Genomic DNA, 14309 nt, shown 5'->3' with positions numbered 1-14309 from the left:
GACGGACTGAGGGGCGAGGTCGATCGGCGGGTGGTCTCGAATGAGGTCCGGGGCGGTCGAGTCTTTCCTCTGCTGTGAAGGAAATCGGTGTCGGGTCGGGACGACGGCATTGAGCGTCAAGTCCGCTGCTGGTCGGGGGGATTGAGTGTGGAACGATCACCTGCTGATACCGGTGCCCGAGGCCACCGACGGAGCGCCGAAAGATTGCCGGGAAGGCTGCTTTCCTAAGCGTCAACTCCACGCTGGGAAGGCTGTTGGCGCTGATGGCGAAGTTCGCAGGGCTACTGTCGTAGCCCAGCTGGGTCCGTTGAGCAGTGCTACCAGATGTCTTGTCTCCCTATCCTGTCAGGAGATGTCATGGAATATCCTATTCGTTATCGAGCATCGGATTCGACGACCGAAGCGGTGACCGCACGCGATCTCGAGGTAGTGCTGCAAGCGCTGACCGGTCGCTCTATGGGGGCTGTTGACATCGAGGCTGTCGAGTCTGCTCTCGACCTCGAGAGGATGTCTCGTGTGGGTATCCCGCATCAGTTGTGAAGACACACTGTCGAAATCGGTGGTGCATTGCTCTGGTGCACAGTGGAACTGTGGCTGGTACGAGATGCTCGTGATCGCTTCGAGCTGTGGCGGGCAGGCGTAGGAATGCGAAAAGGTCGGCAGTCGCAATACCAAGGAGCGCGACGAAGGCCGAGGTCATGGCTGCCCCTGGTCCGGAGGGGCGCTTGCCTGTGAACACTGTGGTTAAGACTGGTGGGGCGATGCCGTCGGCGAACTGCAGCATCGCGCTGAGCGAGCTGCCGGGCGAGCCAGCCTCCTCGGATTACTCGGGCTGAAGGCAATATTTCCCGCCACTTGCCATGCTCGATAAATCGGGACTCGGAACATCCGAGGACGCGAGCCGGATACCGTGACGCCTAACCGCGCAAGACCGTGCATCCGCCGGCGTCACTGAAGTCGCGCAACGTTGGGGTTCTTGCACGCTCGGCGGTTCACGGGGTCGGGGCTACAAACGGCCTTCGGGTCCAGCTTTGCGCAAGATCTGCGGGTTACGCCCCGGGCGAATAGAGTGGCAACGAACAAAGTCTGGGGCAGCGAGTACATACGCGCTGCCCCAGACTTTTGTCGTGGTGGATCCTGAAGGTCAGAGCACTGCCGTCGCTGGGCTGGTTGCCGGCGTGACGGCGAACTCCTCGCGGAAGATCAACCGAGGAGCCATACGCCTGCGCTTGAGCGCCTTGACCGCCGCATCGACCATCGCGGGTGGGCCGCACAGGAATGCGCTCATCCCCTTGCACGAGGAAAAGTCGCTGACCACGACATCGGTGACCAGCCCGGTTGCCCCTTCCCACTGCTCCTCGCTGAGAACGGGGCGGTAGTGGAAATGCGGGTATCGGTGTTCGAGATCGCGGAAGAATTCGACATCGTAGAGGTCTTCCCGCCGGCGGCCGCCGTGGTAAAGGAACAGTTCTGGGACGAGGTCCTCGACGAGGGCGTGTTGGACGATCGCCTTCAGCGGAGCCAACCCCGTCCCACCGCCGATCAAGATCGCCGGTTCATCTTGTTTCGCGACGAGATTGAACTGCCCGAGGGGGCCGCGCAGCGAGACTCGTTCCCCGAGCGTCATTGAGCGGAAGATCCACCCATCGGTCGACAACCCGCCCGCGGTGAGCTTGATGTGAAATTCCAGCCGCCGAGTCTCGGTCGGAGGATTGGCCATCGAGTACTGCCGCGCCACTGCGTGCTCAGGAACGATGAGTTCGGCGTACTGACCGGCGTTGAACTGCATCGGAGTGTCCAACTCGATCACCAGTCTGCGCGTGTTGGCAGCGATGTCGTCCAACACGACAACGGTGCCTTCATAGTCGCGTAGAGGATGACGAGGCACGCCGTCATCGCTGACGTTGCCGAGCGGCTCGACGGTCAAGTCCGAGCGGGGAGTGGCCATACACCCCAGGGCCAGTCCTTCCGCCCTTTCCTCGACGGTCAGGGTGTACTCCGGAGTTTGACGGTGGTCGACCTCACCGTGCAGCACCTTGAGCTTGCATGTCCCGCAGGTTCCCTGAGTGCACGAGTGGGGCAGCCACTCGTTGGCCCGCAGAGCAGCATCGAGAATGGATTGGGTTTCTTCAACGGCAATGTCCGTGTTCTTTCCCTCTATACGGACCAAATATTTATCAGACATTTCCGGTAGCGCTCCAAGTCATTATCGATAACCTCGGGTGTGCCCGATGCTCGCCGTATCTGTGCAGATGATTCAGAAGGGGTGAGGTCGAGGTCGATTACACTTCCCATTTGACAAACAGCTGCTTGGGGCCGCGGAAACCCCATCCCCAAAAGTCCACCTCGTGGGTTTCGTCTCGTTCGATGTTCGGAATTGCCTCGAGCAATTCTTCGAGTCCGATTCGGACGACTGCATTGGCGAAATAGGTTCCGGCGCATGCGTGTTTTCCGCCGCCGAAGGTCATGTTCGGCACCAGGGCGCGATCGAGATCGTACTCTGTAGGGGCGTTGTACGCGTTTTCGTCCTGATTGGCCGAACCGTACGACAGCATCACGATCGAACCCTCAGGAAGCGTGACCCCGCCCACGGTAACTTCTCTCGCGGCGCGCTTGACCGCGGCAGACCAGATCGGGGCAACCCAGCGCATGCCCTCGGATGCGGCGCGGGGGATCAAAGTCGGATCGTCGATGACACGTTCGAGCTGGTCCGGTCGGCTGAACAGTCCGGCCAAAGTCGTGGCCATGGCGTGACCGGGCTCCTGCATAGCTCCGAGCAGGAAGACATACAGGTTGGGGTAGATGACGTCGCGGCTGCGGGTCTGGCCCTCCGGCATCCCGTCGTGCAGCCAGTGCGAGATCGCTGAATGGTCCGGTTCGACGATCCATTTGTCGATCTTCGGGTCGACATGCGCGATGATTTCCGCTTTGGCGCGATCGCCGGGGGCGAACCCTTCGGGGTTGGCGAACTCACCGTTTTCGTCGACTGCCGCATTGGTGAACGACACGCTCAGATTGTGAAACCACTCGCGCAATTTTTCGGTGCTGACATCCCCGAGACCGAGCAGGTCGCCCAGTGCGCGGACACTCACCGGCTCGCAGTAGGCCGCGACGATATCCGCGTGCCCGTCGTTCTCGAACTCGGCGATGCGCTGTCGCGCAAACGGTCGGACGAGATCGTCGATGTACTTGTCGACGGCTGAGGGCTGCAGGTGCGGTTCGACCATGTCCCTCAGGTTGCGGTGCTCGTCTCCGTTGGTATTCAGCAATGCCTGAGGGCCGAAGGTGCGGCCGCCGGCAGCGGAGATCACCGCAGGCCAGTTTGCGTCGTCTTTGGAGATCTCAGCGCACAGTTCTTTCGTCGAGACGATGTACATGCCGAGGGCGGGAACGTAGGCGATGGGCGCCTCTTTTCGGAGGCGCTCGTAGAACGGGTATGGATCGGCCTCGAGCTCCTCGATGGTGATTTCGTCGATGAAGCTGTGGGTGGAAGTCATTATGCTCCTTCTGATGTCGGGTGATTTGAGCCCAGGGGGTGGACTGAGGCGGCTGTAAGGTGCTTCGGTTGACCAGGCGGAGGTGATCGTCGGGTCGGCGAAGCGCTTGTGAATGTCTGTGTGAGCTGGCCTCCACAAACGTCAGTTGGGTGTGCCGATTATTGGGATGTCTGATGGGACCTGATCGCTAGCGTGTGCTGCGCTCGAGAGCGTCGAGAGAGCTGGTACGAAGTGCTGCACGGTCGAGTCGTGCGTCAGGGGCCTCGGTGATTTTCGGACTCCACTGGCGCGGATCTTCGTTGCAGCGCAGACAAGCTGCTCGGATCTCACTATGGGTCCCCGTCCACGCTTAGAAACCGCGTAAAGAAGATCTCAGTTTCCCAGGGTTGGAGGCTCAGTGGTTTCGCGAGCGCCAGAGATGGGATATAGAACCGGTCGCGGCGGTCACTCATGCGTCGTTCTCCTTCGTCACCTGCGGCGGAGTGAGAGGCGGTGTTGCGGCCGGCGGGTGGCGGCGCGCACACGAATAACGTCGGGCATGAGCCCGCGGGATCCGGCTTCCCAACTTCACCGAACCGCGTCGGTTTGTGTCTGATGTCACGAGGATGATCGGAATCACCGGCTGTGCATCACACTGTTCGGGATAGTCGAACGGGAAGGGTAAATCGTCGGGACGTTTTCGGCTGCACCGGAAATGAGACGTGTCAGGGATGCTCCAGGGAGCATCCCTGAGCTTTGTTGTTGGGCCAGTCGAAAAGTGAGCAGTTGGTCCCAGAATGGTCGCACTCCATCGTGTGCAATACGCACTGCGCATCTGGAGGCTGTGTTGTCGTCGACTCGATATGTCAATAGGGCGCGGGCCGGCGCCCACTGTCTGCCAAACCCCGACGATTCCTTGAGCTGCGTGCTCGCCGATATGGCGTACGCACCGTCGCTCGACAGGTTGGAGCCTGACCTGCCGCCAGAGAGTTGGGCCAGCGGCTATACCCTCGAGGGGGGGCGGCAGATCGATCACCACCGTCGCCCCACTCGACCGCCTCGTCGTCCGCGAGATCAGTTCCCTCTGTCTGCCCGAAGACGAGCGGATCCAGATCGCGGATATCCGTCGGGACGGTATCAGCGTGGTCGGAACTGTCCGACTTCCGAGCGCCGTCAACAGGATTTAACCAGGATTGTTCTTCCTCCGTCGGTTCGGGCTGCCTGCACGTTCGCGTTCGGTTGTTCCTCCCCATATCCCATAGGTTTCACCGATACTCAATGCACACTCAAGGCATTGGGCGCGGACGGGGCAGGGACCGCAGATCCGCTTTGCGTTCCGTTCACGTCGTATGCGCTGGGCAGGGGTTTCATGCTCTGGAGCGAAGAACAGCGCTGCTCCGAAGAAACGGCAGTCCGCATGGAGCCACCAAGGTTCGAGGTCGGTAGGCGCTGCGTGGGTCTTGGCTGTGCTGGATGCGTGCAGATCGGTGGGAGACATATAGGCCATCGCGAGGAGGTCGGATTAGTGGAAGCAGGGGTGACTGAGCGCTTCGGGAACAAGCTGGCAGGGATAAGGATGGGCACGAATTGATGCTGTCGCAAGCACGCTGCTTGCTGGTGGGTGGACGGTGGTGGTCAGACCCCCTGCCTCGGCTTTGTGTCGCCTGACGTCTTCGCGTAGGGAAGGCAGATCACCGTTGGTAGTGGAGAGGCCGAGGGCGTGCAGCCTGCCGGTGTGGGCGAAGGCGTCGGGGAGTACCGCAGGGTCTCGGGCAGTGCTGACAGTATCGTCGGATCCACAACGTACGGTCGTCGGCGAGGCCGATGTCGAGAACGTTGTAGGTGTCGTCGGTGGCGTTACGGTAGCGGATCGCGATGGTGTCGCCGCGGTCGGTGATGGTCTTTCCGTGGACAGGAATCCTTAGGCGAATCCGGTACCGGAGCTGGGGTGCGCATGATCATCACCAGGGTGATGCCGCTGATGCCGAGGACGAGAGGTTCTTCCGTGCCCGTGGTGTCGGCTCGTACCGACCGGTGTTACGCCTTGGGGCGGGCGGTTCCGGGTGTTTATGGTTGCTCGTCCCATGGATCGGATCCACCTTCGTGGTTGCCGTAATGGCCTACGAGGCACGCTGTTCGATCCGGAGTACGGGCAGCGGCAAGGACATCTTGAGATAGCGCAGCCGAAGTTGGACGGCCGCAACGATGGTGTGGGATGGATCGACGTCAGCGTCGGGCATTCGCCTCAGGTGGAGTGGAGTCGAGTTCACGGTGATAAGTCGGCGAGAAGGTCTCACCGAGCAGGAAGCTGTCGCCGTGACCGGGATAGACGCACGTGTCGAGTGGTAAGTCCGACAGGACCGTCAATTCCAGAGGCGGTGTCAGACGCAGTCCGGACGGCGCACAGCTATCTCCGAGCACGTCGCCGGTGAACAACGTCTTCAAGGCCGGAAAGTGCAGCGACACAGAGCCCGGAGTCGCGGCCGGGGTGTGAACTACGTGTAGCTGTTCACCGGCGACGGCAATGCGTTGACCGTCCTCGATTCGCCAGTATCGGGACTGGCCGTGTGTCGCTTCCCAGAGGGCGTGATCGGCCGGGTGCAGCAACAATGGTGCGCACAGTGCCCACGCCACATCGACTGCGGCTGCTGTATGCGCACGGCCTCCCTGGGTGCAGATCACGGCGGTTACGCGGCGATCCCCGATCGCGGTCAAGATCGTTTCCGGATTGCCTGGGGCGTCGACGACGACCACATCGTGGTCGTCTCCCAGCAGCCAGCAGTTGGTAGGCGCCGACAACACTGTGCTATCGGAAGCGGCAGCGCTACGGGTGACAGGAATGCGGTCGAAACGGAACCATCCGTGTGCCGCGTGGTCTTCTACGGTATGCATGACTTCTTTTCGAGTGCTGTGGTTGTCAGTTGCCGTGCTTGATGCGCTTCTCAAGGTGCGGCGACTCGGTGCTGATCGTGGCGCCGTCGCCGTCGCCGTCGCCGTCCCCGTCGCCGCGACGGGTGTGCACCGTCGTCTCTGCGGGCAGGATGGACAGTGTGTTGCGGATCGACCCGATGATGGTCGGGAAGTCCGAGAACGAGCGGCTCGTCGCGCCCGGTCCGCCGGTGAACAGGGTGTCGCCGGTGAACAGCTCACCCGCTTCCGGCAGGTACCGGCAGGTCGAGCCCGGCGAGTGACCCGACGTGGCGATCGCCGGGATGTCGGTGCCGGTCACGCGGATCCATTCACCGTCCTCGAGCGTGCCGTGTGCGACGCCCCGGGTAGGTGATCTTTACGGCAGGTCGTCGGCCGGGTTGAGCAGGGCCGGCGAGGTGCTCACAGGACCACCCCCGAACGGAGCACCTCACCACGATGCATCGTCTCGAACGCCTCCTGGCCGTCATTGATACCGCCCTCGCGGTGGTGCAGGTCGGTATGGCACACACCGCGCGCGGCGATCGCGACGACCTCACCGGGTCCGGCATCGGGGATCACGGTGGGCACGACCTCGACGGGCGCTCCCTTCGAGTGAGCGACAACTCCGCGGACTGTTTGCGACATACGGAATTCCTCCGGTGATTTGGACGAGCGGCCGAGAGTGTTATCGAGCACTCCCGTAGGAGGCGGCGCGATACGTCCTTTCGGACGATGGAAAACACAGTAGGAGAGTCAACAGAATCGGGGAACTGTCCGAACGAACAGCTTGAACTGGCCGGACGACCAACCACCCACCTGTGTGCCTGTTTCCCGGGCAGCGTTCGGGATTCCTTAAGGAGTTGCCCTCAGTTGTGCGACCCTGCGGGGCTACGAAGCAGCCGGCATGCAAGTGGCATGTGCGCGGACCGCGCTCCGCGGTTTCTTGAGCTGCGGTGCACGAATATCCCCACGGTTTGCGACCCCCGCACATCAAAAGCAGGGGTGGCCGTGGAAGACGAAGCCGAGGTCATGCCGTAGCGGATGCCGGTGAGCACGAGCAGGTTCTCGGTCGCGGCGATCACACCGTCCTTCGTGAGAGTGCGCATGCGGCGTCCTTAACCGTCTTAAGAGAATGTCTCATTTGGTGAGTTTCTTGAAGCAGGTCAACGCCGCGGCGAGCTGAAGAAAAGCAGCGAAATGCTCGCCGTGGCGTTCGTAGCGGATGGTCAGCCGGCGGTAGCCGGTGAGCCAGGCCAAGGTGCGTTCGATCTTCCACCGGTAACGTCCCAAGCGTTCGCTGCTGTCAGCGCCGCGGCGGGCGATGCGTGGGACGATTCCCCGTTCCCGTAGCCACCGACGGTGTACGGGGTAGTCGTAACCCTTGTCCGCCCGGGCCGGACCGGGTCGGCGGCGGCGCGGCCCGCGAGGCGAGCGCACCGCAGGAATCGCGGCGACCATGGGTTGCAGCATGACACTGTCGTGGGTGTTCGCCGAGGCCACCGCGGTGACCAGTGGAATACCGTCGGCGTCGGACCAGATGTGGATCTTCGATCCGTTCTTGCCTCGATCGACCGGGCTGGGACCGGTCAGAGATCCCCTAATGAGAGTCAGCGGGTCCGGTTGTACGGCAGACTCGTCACCGGTAGCGGCGGACAGGTGAGCACTCAGAGCCCCTGGACACCTGGGAGTCCTGAAAAAAGATCGTGCCCCTGCCCGTCCGCCGGGAGAACAGAATCGCTGATGGGATGTCGTGCCCGCTCCGGCGTGAGCACTGCTTCATTAGGTCGCTGATGGTTCTTCCGCACGCTGCCGGACGGAGGACCGACGACGGGAGACGGGCTGATGTTGCTGTTTGTCGGAGACGATTGGGCTCAGGACCATCACGATGTCGAGCTGATGAACCCTGCCGGGCGCAGGCTGAGCAAGGCCAGCTGCCAGAGGGAGCGACCGGGATCGCCCGCTTGCATGCGATGGTCGGGGAGCACCTCGGTGACGTGGATGAGGCCGAAGTGGCGATCGGCATCGAGACCGACCGCGGTCCCTGGGTGGCGGCGTTGGTGGCTGCCGGGTACACGGTTTTTGCGGTGAACCCGTTGCAGGCGGCCCGGTTCCGAGAACGCAGTAGTGTCTCGGGGGCCAAGAGCGACGCCGCCGATGCGCACATGTTGGCCGACATGGTGCGCACCGATTCACACCAGCTGCGGCCGGTGGCCGGCGACAGCCCCGAGGCCGAGGCGATCAAGGTCGTGGCCCGGGCGCACAAGACCTTGATCTGGGAACGGACCCGCCACACCCAACGGCTGCGACATGCGCTACGGGAGTATTTCCCGGCCGCGTTGGAGGCGTTCGACGACCTCGACGGAAGTCGACGCCCTCGAGCTGCTGGGCAAGGCGCCCGACCCTGTCTCGGCGGCGCGACTGACACGCGGTCAGATCACCGCGGCGCTGCGCAATGCTCGCCGCCGTGACCTCGAGACCAAGGCAGCTCGGATCCAGGCCGCGTTGCGCGCCGAGCACCTGGGCCGGGCGGCGGTGATCACCGCCGCGTATGCGGCCACCACCCGGTCCGCTGTCGCCGTGTTGGGCACTCTCAATCACGAGGTCACGGCATTGCAGAAGCAGGTCGACGCGCATTTTGGCCGGCACCGAAGACGCTGAGATCATCCTGTCCCAGCCAGGGATGGGACCTCTGCTCGGTCCCCGGGTACTCGGCGAGTTCGGCGACGACCGGAACCGCTACGCCACCGCCAAGGCACGTAAAAACTATGCCGCGACCAGTCCGATCACCCGCGCCTCCGGAAAGAAGAGAGTCGTCGTGGCCCGGTTCGTCCACAACGATCGACTCGTCGATGCGCTGAACAGGCAGGCGCTTTCAGCCCTGCAAGCTTCCCCCGGTGCCCGCGCCTACTACGACAAACAGCGCGCACGCGGTCTCGATCACGGTCCCGCCTTACGGCCAGCTGGCCAACCGGCTCGTCGGCATTCTGCACGGATGCCTCAAGACCCGCACCTGCTACGACGAAACGGCCGCCTGGTCGCATCACGCCCCGAAGGCCGCTGCTTGACTCTCGAGCCCCTGGGATGTCTTTTTCGCCCGCACGTGCGCAGCGTCGAGGATGGCGGCGGACCAGTCCAGGTCCCCGCCGGCACCGAGCCGATCGAGGACCCGGCGGTGCAGTTCGTCGAACACCCCGGCCCGAACCCAGGCGGTGAAGCGGCGGTGCGCGGTCGGAACGCTGACCCCGAACGACGGCGGCAGGTGCCGCCAGGCACAGCCGCTGGTGAGCACGTAGACGATAGCGGTGAACACGGCCCGATCATCGATCGCTGCCCTCCGCCACCCTGTGGCCGGGGCGAGAAGCCAGGTAGTAGCGGTTCGACGATCTCCCACAACGCATCCGGCACCAACCGGGAAGACAACGCATCGACCACGGCAGTGCATTATGCCGTACAGAAGATCCGGCCATAAGAGACGTGCTCTTAACCATAGGGATAGAGCCCCGTGAGGTGGTGAGCTTTGAGGTCGAATCCTCGGTGCCTGCTCGCCCCAGGTTGCGCCCTGCATAAGACGGAAGGCCTGCTTCGCCGATCCCTTGATCATCAAAGCAGGGCCCTGGCAAGCCGATGCGGGGGTATCGGCGTCTGCCCGTGCCCGGAGATGGGGGCACGCCGCCTCGCCCACGCTGCACGCACACCGCTGGGTGGAAATGTAATCTGCGGTAGATGCTTGCGGGACGAGTCATCGACAGGTGTGGTGATCTCGTCGGCGACCACCTCCAATGTCGCCATCGATACTACTCAATTTTGTTTTGCAACACCAACATTCAATCGGATTTGGGGCTTTAGGGTACCACCACCTACACGTAGTGACTGACCCCGGTCGGGGAAAATGGCCTACGTAGGCGGTGGCTGCGTAGGCTCCAACCTGGAACGCCCCATAAGCGTGCTTGTGCGGGGACCTTGCGTAAGGAAGATCTTTGCTACGGCAACGCAAACAGTCTCGTCGTGACGCTTCGGATCGTGGACCAAGCGGTACATCATTCACCGCATCGAGCCTGCTGCGCGGTGGCGTAGGCGTCGACCGGATTGTGCCTAACCTGCAAAGGTTGCGGGGACCTAAAGGTCCCCAAGTTGGACACCGATGATGCCGAGCACTGCGATGGGGTGTGTCGGAGAGCGTATCGACTCCAGCAATGATCTCCCTATCGGGTGGGAATCTATGATTTCGACGGGCGGTGTTCACACATGAGACTGCACCTTCCATGACCACGGGGCACGTCGGCCACAGGTCAGGCAGAGCTGACGTGGACGGGGACTGACCAAGCTCTCATGAAGCCGCGCTTACCGCTGATCGATACGCGTCGGCCAGTGCTTGCGCCGCTGGCGCGCGGACGGATCAGGTCCAGCACAAGCCCTGTGGCCGCCAGTCACCTGCAGAGTCACGCGTAGCAGCGCCGAAGGTCCTGTCGCCAGCGTTACCCGCTCGTGTAGTAGTCCCGGTTGCTCGAGCCGGTCGTCACAGTCCGCCGCGTGCTACGAGCTGGCCGGCGATGACGTTGCGCTGGATCTCGTTGGTGCCCTCACCGACGATCATCAGCGGCGCGTCGCGGAAGTAGCGCTCGACGTCGTACTCGGTGGAGTAACCGTAGCCGCCGTGGATACGCACCGCGTTCAGGGCGATCTCCATCGCGATCTCCGAGCAGTACAGCTTGGCCATGCCGGCCTCCATGTCGCAGCGCTCGCCGCTGTCGTACTTCTCCGCCGCGTAGCGCGCCAGCTGCCGCGCGGCGGTGAGCTTGGTGGCCATCTCCGCCAGGTAGTTGCCGATGGACTGGTGCTTCCAGATCGGCTGGCCGAAGCTCTCGCGCTGCTGCGCGTAGGCGAGCGAATCCTCGAGTGCGGCGGTCGCGACACCGAGGGCGCGGGAGGCGACCTGCAGGCGGCCGGTCTCGAGGCCCTTCATCATGTGGGCGAAGCCCTTGCCGGGCTCGCCGCCGAGGATCGCGTCGGCGGAGATGCGGTAGTTGTCGAAACTCAGTTCGCACGACTCGACGCCCTTGTAACCCAGCTTGGGCAGGTCGCGCGAGACGGTCAGGCCCGGGCCGTGCTCGACGAGCACCACGGAGATGCCCTTGTGGCGCGGCTGCGCGGTAGGATCGGTCTTGCACAGCAGGGCGATCAAGCCGGCCCGACGGGCGTTGGTGATCCACGTCTTGGCACCGTTGATGACCAGCTCGTCGCCGTCACGCTTGGCGGTCGTGGTCATCGCCTGCAGGTCGGAGCCGCCGCCGGGCTCGGTCAGCGCCATCGTCGCGCGGATCTCACCGGTGGCGAGCTTGGGCAGATACTTGCTCTTCTGCTCCTCGGTGCCGAACAGGGTCAGCAGCTTGGCGACGACGGTGTGCCCGCCCATCGCACCCGAGAGCGACATCCATCCGCGGGCGAGTTCCTCGGTGACCTGGACGTAGCAGGGCATCGACACCGGCGATCCGCCGTACTCCTCGGGCACGGCGAGCCCGTAGATGCCGATCTGCTTCATCTGCTCGATCCACTTCTCGGGGTACTCGTTGGCGTGCTCGACCTCCTGCACCGACGGCTTGACCTCCCGATCGATGAAGTCGCGGACGGTCTTGACCAGAAATGCCTCTTCGTCGTTCAGGTTGTAGCTCATGGGACTTCTTCCATGTTCGGATGCTGGAAGCACCACGCATTCGTATGGGCCGATCGGAGGTGAGCTCGGGTTGTGCCGAGGTCGGGGTTCGGTGTCGTCTTCTCTGTCGCCTGACGACCTCACCCGGGGGCGGACCGTCCAAAGGGTGTCGGCCACTCGCTGTGGGAAGCGGTTCGTTTGTTATTCGGGAGACAGGTCGCTCGACAGTGAACGGTCCTGACTCAGGAGGCCGGTGAGCGCGCTCAAGCCGACTTCGATGGTGGTGGCGGAGAAGGGCACAGTGAGCCCTAATGCGGCTACGATTTCCGCGTCGGTTGCTCCGTAGTGTCGTGCGTTGTCGATGTGCAGTTTGGCGCCGCTGCTGTACAGGTGGGTCGTGGAAAGGTCGGCTACGACCAGGGCTAGTTCCCGCCATTTGGGGGCGAGGCCGTCTTTTCTCCACAGCACGCGGCCCATGGAGCGGTAGGCGGAGAACAAGCGCGGAGTGTGCTCGGCCATCATCCCGTGAACTCCTGGGAAGGGCACCTCGAATGCGTCCCAGTACCCGCCTCGAGTGGAGTCCGGCACGCGGTAGTCGTCGGAGTCGAACACGAGGGGGAGTCCGACGGCGAGGCTGTGCGTGGAGATCATCGACAGCAGCTCGAGTACGTCGAGGACCTCGCGCTGACGCGCACCGAGCTCCAGTGCGCGGCGAATCCGCTGGTGGACGCCATGAGGTTCGAGAACGGTCATCGATGCGTCGTGCGCCAGGAGCAGCAACTCGCGGATGTGCGGTTCGAGGCATTCGGCCGCGTAGGCGGCCTCGATGTACTCGGAGAAGGCCTCCGCGAACTCGATGTCGAGCTCTATCAGCGTTTCCCATTGATCGCTGATCGTTCCGTACACCCGCTCGATCTTGGCGCGGATTTCGTCGGCGCTCACAGTGTCGTGACCGGGAGGGGAAGGCCAGGGTGAACTGCAGGAAGCGACACGACGCTGCCGCCCTTGGCGATGGTGACGATCAACGTGTCGAGGTCGGCTCCGGCGAAACACACGCTGGTCACAAGAACCCGTGTTCCGAAGGTGAGTTCGTGCCGAATTTCTCCGTCGCTGTCGACGGCGACGACATTGTCGCCCGAGCTGCCGGCGATCCAGAGCCATCCGGCACTGTCGATTGCCATGCCATCAGGCCTGCCGTTGCCCAGCGTCACTGCCCACCCGTCGGGTTCGCAGCCGCTCGACGAGATTTTGTACCGGCGGACGGTGTCCGTTGCCGTTTCGGCGACATACAGTCGTTCACGGTTGCCGTCGAATGCCAGTCCGTTGGGGAACATCAGGCCGTCCAGTTGCGTCTCGCAGCGGCGAGTTGTCGGATCGTAGGCGTGCAGGCGGCCCGGCTTGACCGCTTCACCGACGGCGTGCTCCGCGGTGTCGGTGAACCACAGGCGTCCGTCCGGTCCGATGACGCAGTCGCTCGGGGCGGTGACGGTGTCCGTCAACTCGGTGGTCAGTGTCCCGTTTTTCCATCGCTGCAGTGAGGGGGTGGTATGAAGTGATGAGCGGGAGGGCATTGCGGTGCCACCGTTCTGGGTGATCCACAATTCGCCGTCCTGTCCAAGGGCGATTCCATTGGGACCGCCTCCGGTCTCGCACAACGCGATTGGACCCGATCCATCGAGGGGGACCTCGTAGATCTTTCCGCGGTTGATGCTGGTGACGGCCACGGACGTATCGCTGATCTTTGCCGGGCCCTCGGTGAATCCGATCCCCTCGGCGATCAATGTGGCGCCGGCGGGCAGCGACAACGAGGACTTGGACTTCTCCTGAGTGGACATCAAGATTCCTTTTCGTGTGCGGTCTGCGCATCGGGGTCGAGTTCGAATCGGACCGCACTGTGGTCGCCGGCGTCGACGAATACTGCGCGTACCCGCATACCGATCTCGAGTTCCGAGTTGTCGACATCGACGACGTTGCTGATGAGTTTGGTGCCTTCGTCGAGTTCGATGACCGCCACGTTGTACGGGTCAGGACCGAAGTCCGGAAAGTACATCTTGTGGAACACGCCGAACGTCCAGATAGTGCCCTTCCCGGCGGTGGTCAGCCATTCAAAGGCGTCGAAGGTGCCGCAGAAGGAACATGCTGTCCGAGGAGGAAACTGTCCCACTCCGCAGCAAGTGCACCGAGTGGTGGTCAGTTCGTGTCGATCGAGTGCATCGAAATAGGGCGTCAGCAAGCTAGAGGATGTGGTGAAAGATGCGTTTTGGCTGTGCATT

The 14309-nt window shown here is 63.0% G+C and carries 10 protein-coding genes and 5 pseudogenes; 2 read left to right on the top strand and 13 right to left on the bottom strand.

Features of this window, described 5'->3' with window-relative positions; all coding sequences use genetic code 11:
• The first annotated feature begins 357 nt into the window (after positions 1-357).
• Complete coding sequence (locus tag U9J23_RS24745; RefSeq protein ID WP_271048048.1) at positions 358-540, top strand: hypothetical protein; 183 nt, start codon at positions 358-360, stop codon at positions 538-540.
• A gap of 604 nt (positions 541-1144) precedes the next feature.
• Here U9J23_RS24745 and U9J23_RS24740 read toward each other — a convergent pair.
• The 8 genes and pseudogenes from U9J23_RS24740 to U9J23_RS24705 all read right to left on the bottom strand — a co-directional run.
• Complete coding sequence (locus U9J23_RS24740; protein WP_272269840.1) at positions 1145-2185, bottom strand: NADH:ubiquinone reductase (Na(+)-transporting) subunit F; 1041 nt, start codon at positions 2183-2185, stop codon at positions 1145-1147.
• Positions 2186-2282: 97 nt separating this feature from the next.
• Positions 2283-3497: a cytochrome P450 gene (locus tag U9J23_RS24735; RefSeq protein WP_106201787.1), complete on the bottom strand. Its 1215-nt coding sequence runs from the start codon at positions 3495-3497 to the stop codon at positions 2283-2285.
• 1162 nt (positions 3498-4659) lie between these two features.
• The gene (locus U9J23_RS24730) at positions 4660-4974 is read right to left on the bottom strand and encodes a WhiB family transcriptional regulator (protein ID WP_106201915.1); all 315 of its coding nucleotides are present in this window, start codon (positions 4972-4974) and stop codon (positions 4660-4662) included.
• A gap of 728 nt (positions 4975-5702) precedes the next feature.
• On the bottom strand, positions 5703-6368 hold the full coding sequence (locus tag U9J23_RS24725; protein WP_272269838.1) for an MBL fold metallo-hydrolase: 666 nt from the start codon (positions 6366-6368) through the stop codon (positions 5703-5705).
• 25 nt (positions 6369-6393) lie between these two features.
• A pseudogene (locus U9J23_RS24720) lies at positions 6394-6801 on the bottom strand (MBL fold metallo-hydrolase); the annotation flags it as partial.
• A gap of 68 nt (positions 6802-6869) precedes the next feature.
• Positions 6870-7031: pseudogene (locus tag U9J23_RS24715) on the bottom strand (S-(hydroxymethyl)mycothiol dehydrogenase); the annotation flags it as partial.
• 221 nt (positions 7032-7252) lie between these two features.
• Complete coding sequence (locus tag U9J23_RS24710) at positions 7253-7492, bottom strand: hypothetical protein (RefSeq protein ID WP_145964758.1); 240 nt, start codon at positions 7490-7492, stop codon at positions 7253-7255.
• A 31-nt stretch (positions 7493-7523) separates the two neighbouring features.
• Positions 7524-7982: pseudogene (locus U9J23_RS24705) on the bottom strand (IS5 family transposase); the annotation flags it as partial.
• Between the two features lie 249 nt (positions 7983-8231).
• On the opposite strand from U9J23_RS24705, the pseudogene U9J23_RS24700 reads away from it, so the two are divergent.
• A pseudogene (locus U9J23_RS24700) lies at positions 8232-9451 on the top strand (IS110 family transposase).
• A 20-nt stretch (positions 9452-9471) separates the two neighbouring features.
• On the opposite strand, the pseudogene U9J23_RS24695 reads toward U9J23_RS24700, so the two are convergent.
• From U9J23_RS24695 to U9J23_RS24675, 5 genes and pseudogenes are all read right to left on the bottom strand, one after another.
• Positions 9472-9818: pseudogene (locus U9J23_RS24695) on the bottom strand (transposase); the annotation flags it as partial.
• Positions 9819-10902: 1084 nt separating this feature from the next.
• A complete protein-coding gene (locus U9J23_RS24690; RefSeq protein ID WP_326603090.1) occupies positions 10903-12057 on the bottom strand; it encodes an acyl-CoA dehydrogenase family protein in 1155 nt (384 codons plus the stop codon).
• Positions 12058-12237: 180 nt separating this feature from the next.
• Positions 12238-12978 carry a carboxymuconolactone decarboxylase family protein gene (locus U9J23_RS24685; RefSeq protein ID WP_106201783.1) on the bottom strand — a complete coding sequence of 247 codons (741 nt, stop codon included), beginning with the start codon at positions 12976-12978 and terminating at the stop codon, positions 12238-12240.
• On the bottom strand, positions 12975-13871 hold the full coding sequence (locus U9J23_RS24680; RefSeq protein WP_106201782.1) for an SMP-30/gluconolactonase/LRE family protein: 897 nt from the start codon (positions 13869-13871) through the stop codon (positions 12975-12977). Before U9J23_RS24680 ends, U9J23_RS24685 begins: the two co-directional genes overlap by 4 nt.
• Positions 13871-14308, bottom strand: coding sequence for a Zn-ribbon domain-containing OB-fold protein (locus U9J23_RS24675; RefSeq protein WP_226949937.1), 438 nt, complete (start codon positions 14306-14308; stop codon positions 13871-13873). The genes U9J23_RS24680 and U9J23_RS24675 overlap by 1 nt, the downstream gene beginning before the upstream one ends.
• Position 14309 lies beyond the last annotated feature (1 nt).

Source organism: Rhodococcus sp. PD04, assembly GCF_035918275.1.
In the GTDB taxonomy this organism is placed as follows: domain Bacteria; phylum Actinomycetota; class Actinomycetes; order Mycobacteriales; family Mycobacteriaceae; genus Rhodococcus; species Rhodococcus rhodochrous.
Note: the sequence above shows the minus strand (reverse complement) of the source record. Positions and strands in the feature narration are given on the sequence as shown.

What these genes read in the sequence shown, in the direction of transcription:
- U9J23_RS24745 (WP_271048048.1), top strand. Translation starts at nt 358, where the DNA reads ATGGAATATCCTATTCGTTATCGAGCATCGGATTCGACGACCGAAGCG.
- U9J23_RS24740 (WP_272269840.1), bottom strand. Translation starts at nt 2,185, where the DNA reads ATGTCTGATAAATATTTGGTCCGTATAGAGGGAAAGAACACGGACATT.
- U9J23_RS24735 (WP_106201787.1), bottom strand. Translation starts at nt 3,497, where the DNA reads ATGACTTCCACCCACAGCTTCATCGACGAAATCACCATCGAGGAGCTC.
- U9J23_RS24730 (WP_106201915.1), bottom strand. Translation starts at nt 4,974, where the DNA reads ATGTCTCCCACCGATCTGCACGCATCCAGCACAGCCAAGACCCACGCA.
- U9J23_RS24725 (WP_272269838.1), bottom strand. Translation starts at nt 6,368, where the DNA reads ATGCATACCGTAGAAGACCACGCGGCACACGGATGGTTCCGTTTCGAC.
- U9J23_RS24710 (WP_145964758.1), bottom strand. Translation starts at nt 7,492, where the DNA reads ATGCGCACTCTCACGAAGGACGGTGTGATCGCCGCGACCGAGAACCTG.
- U9J23_RS24690 (WP_326603090.1), bottom strand. Translation starts at nt 12,057, where the DNA reads ATGAGCTACAACCTGAACGACGAAGAGGCATTTCTGGTCAAGACCGTC.
- U9J23_RS24680 (WP_106201782.1), bottom strand. Translation starts at nt 13,871, where the DNA reads ATGTCCACTCAGGAGAAGTCCAAGTCCTCGTTGTCGCTGCCCGCCGGC.
- U9J23_RS24675 (WP_226949937.1), bottom strand. Translation starts at nt 14,308, where the DNA reads ATGCACAGCCAAAACGCATCTTTCACCACATCCTCTAGCTTGCTGACG.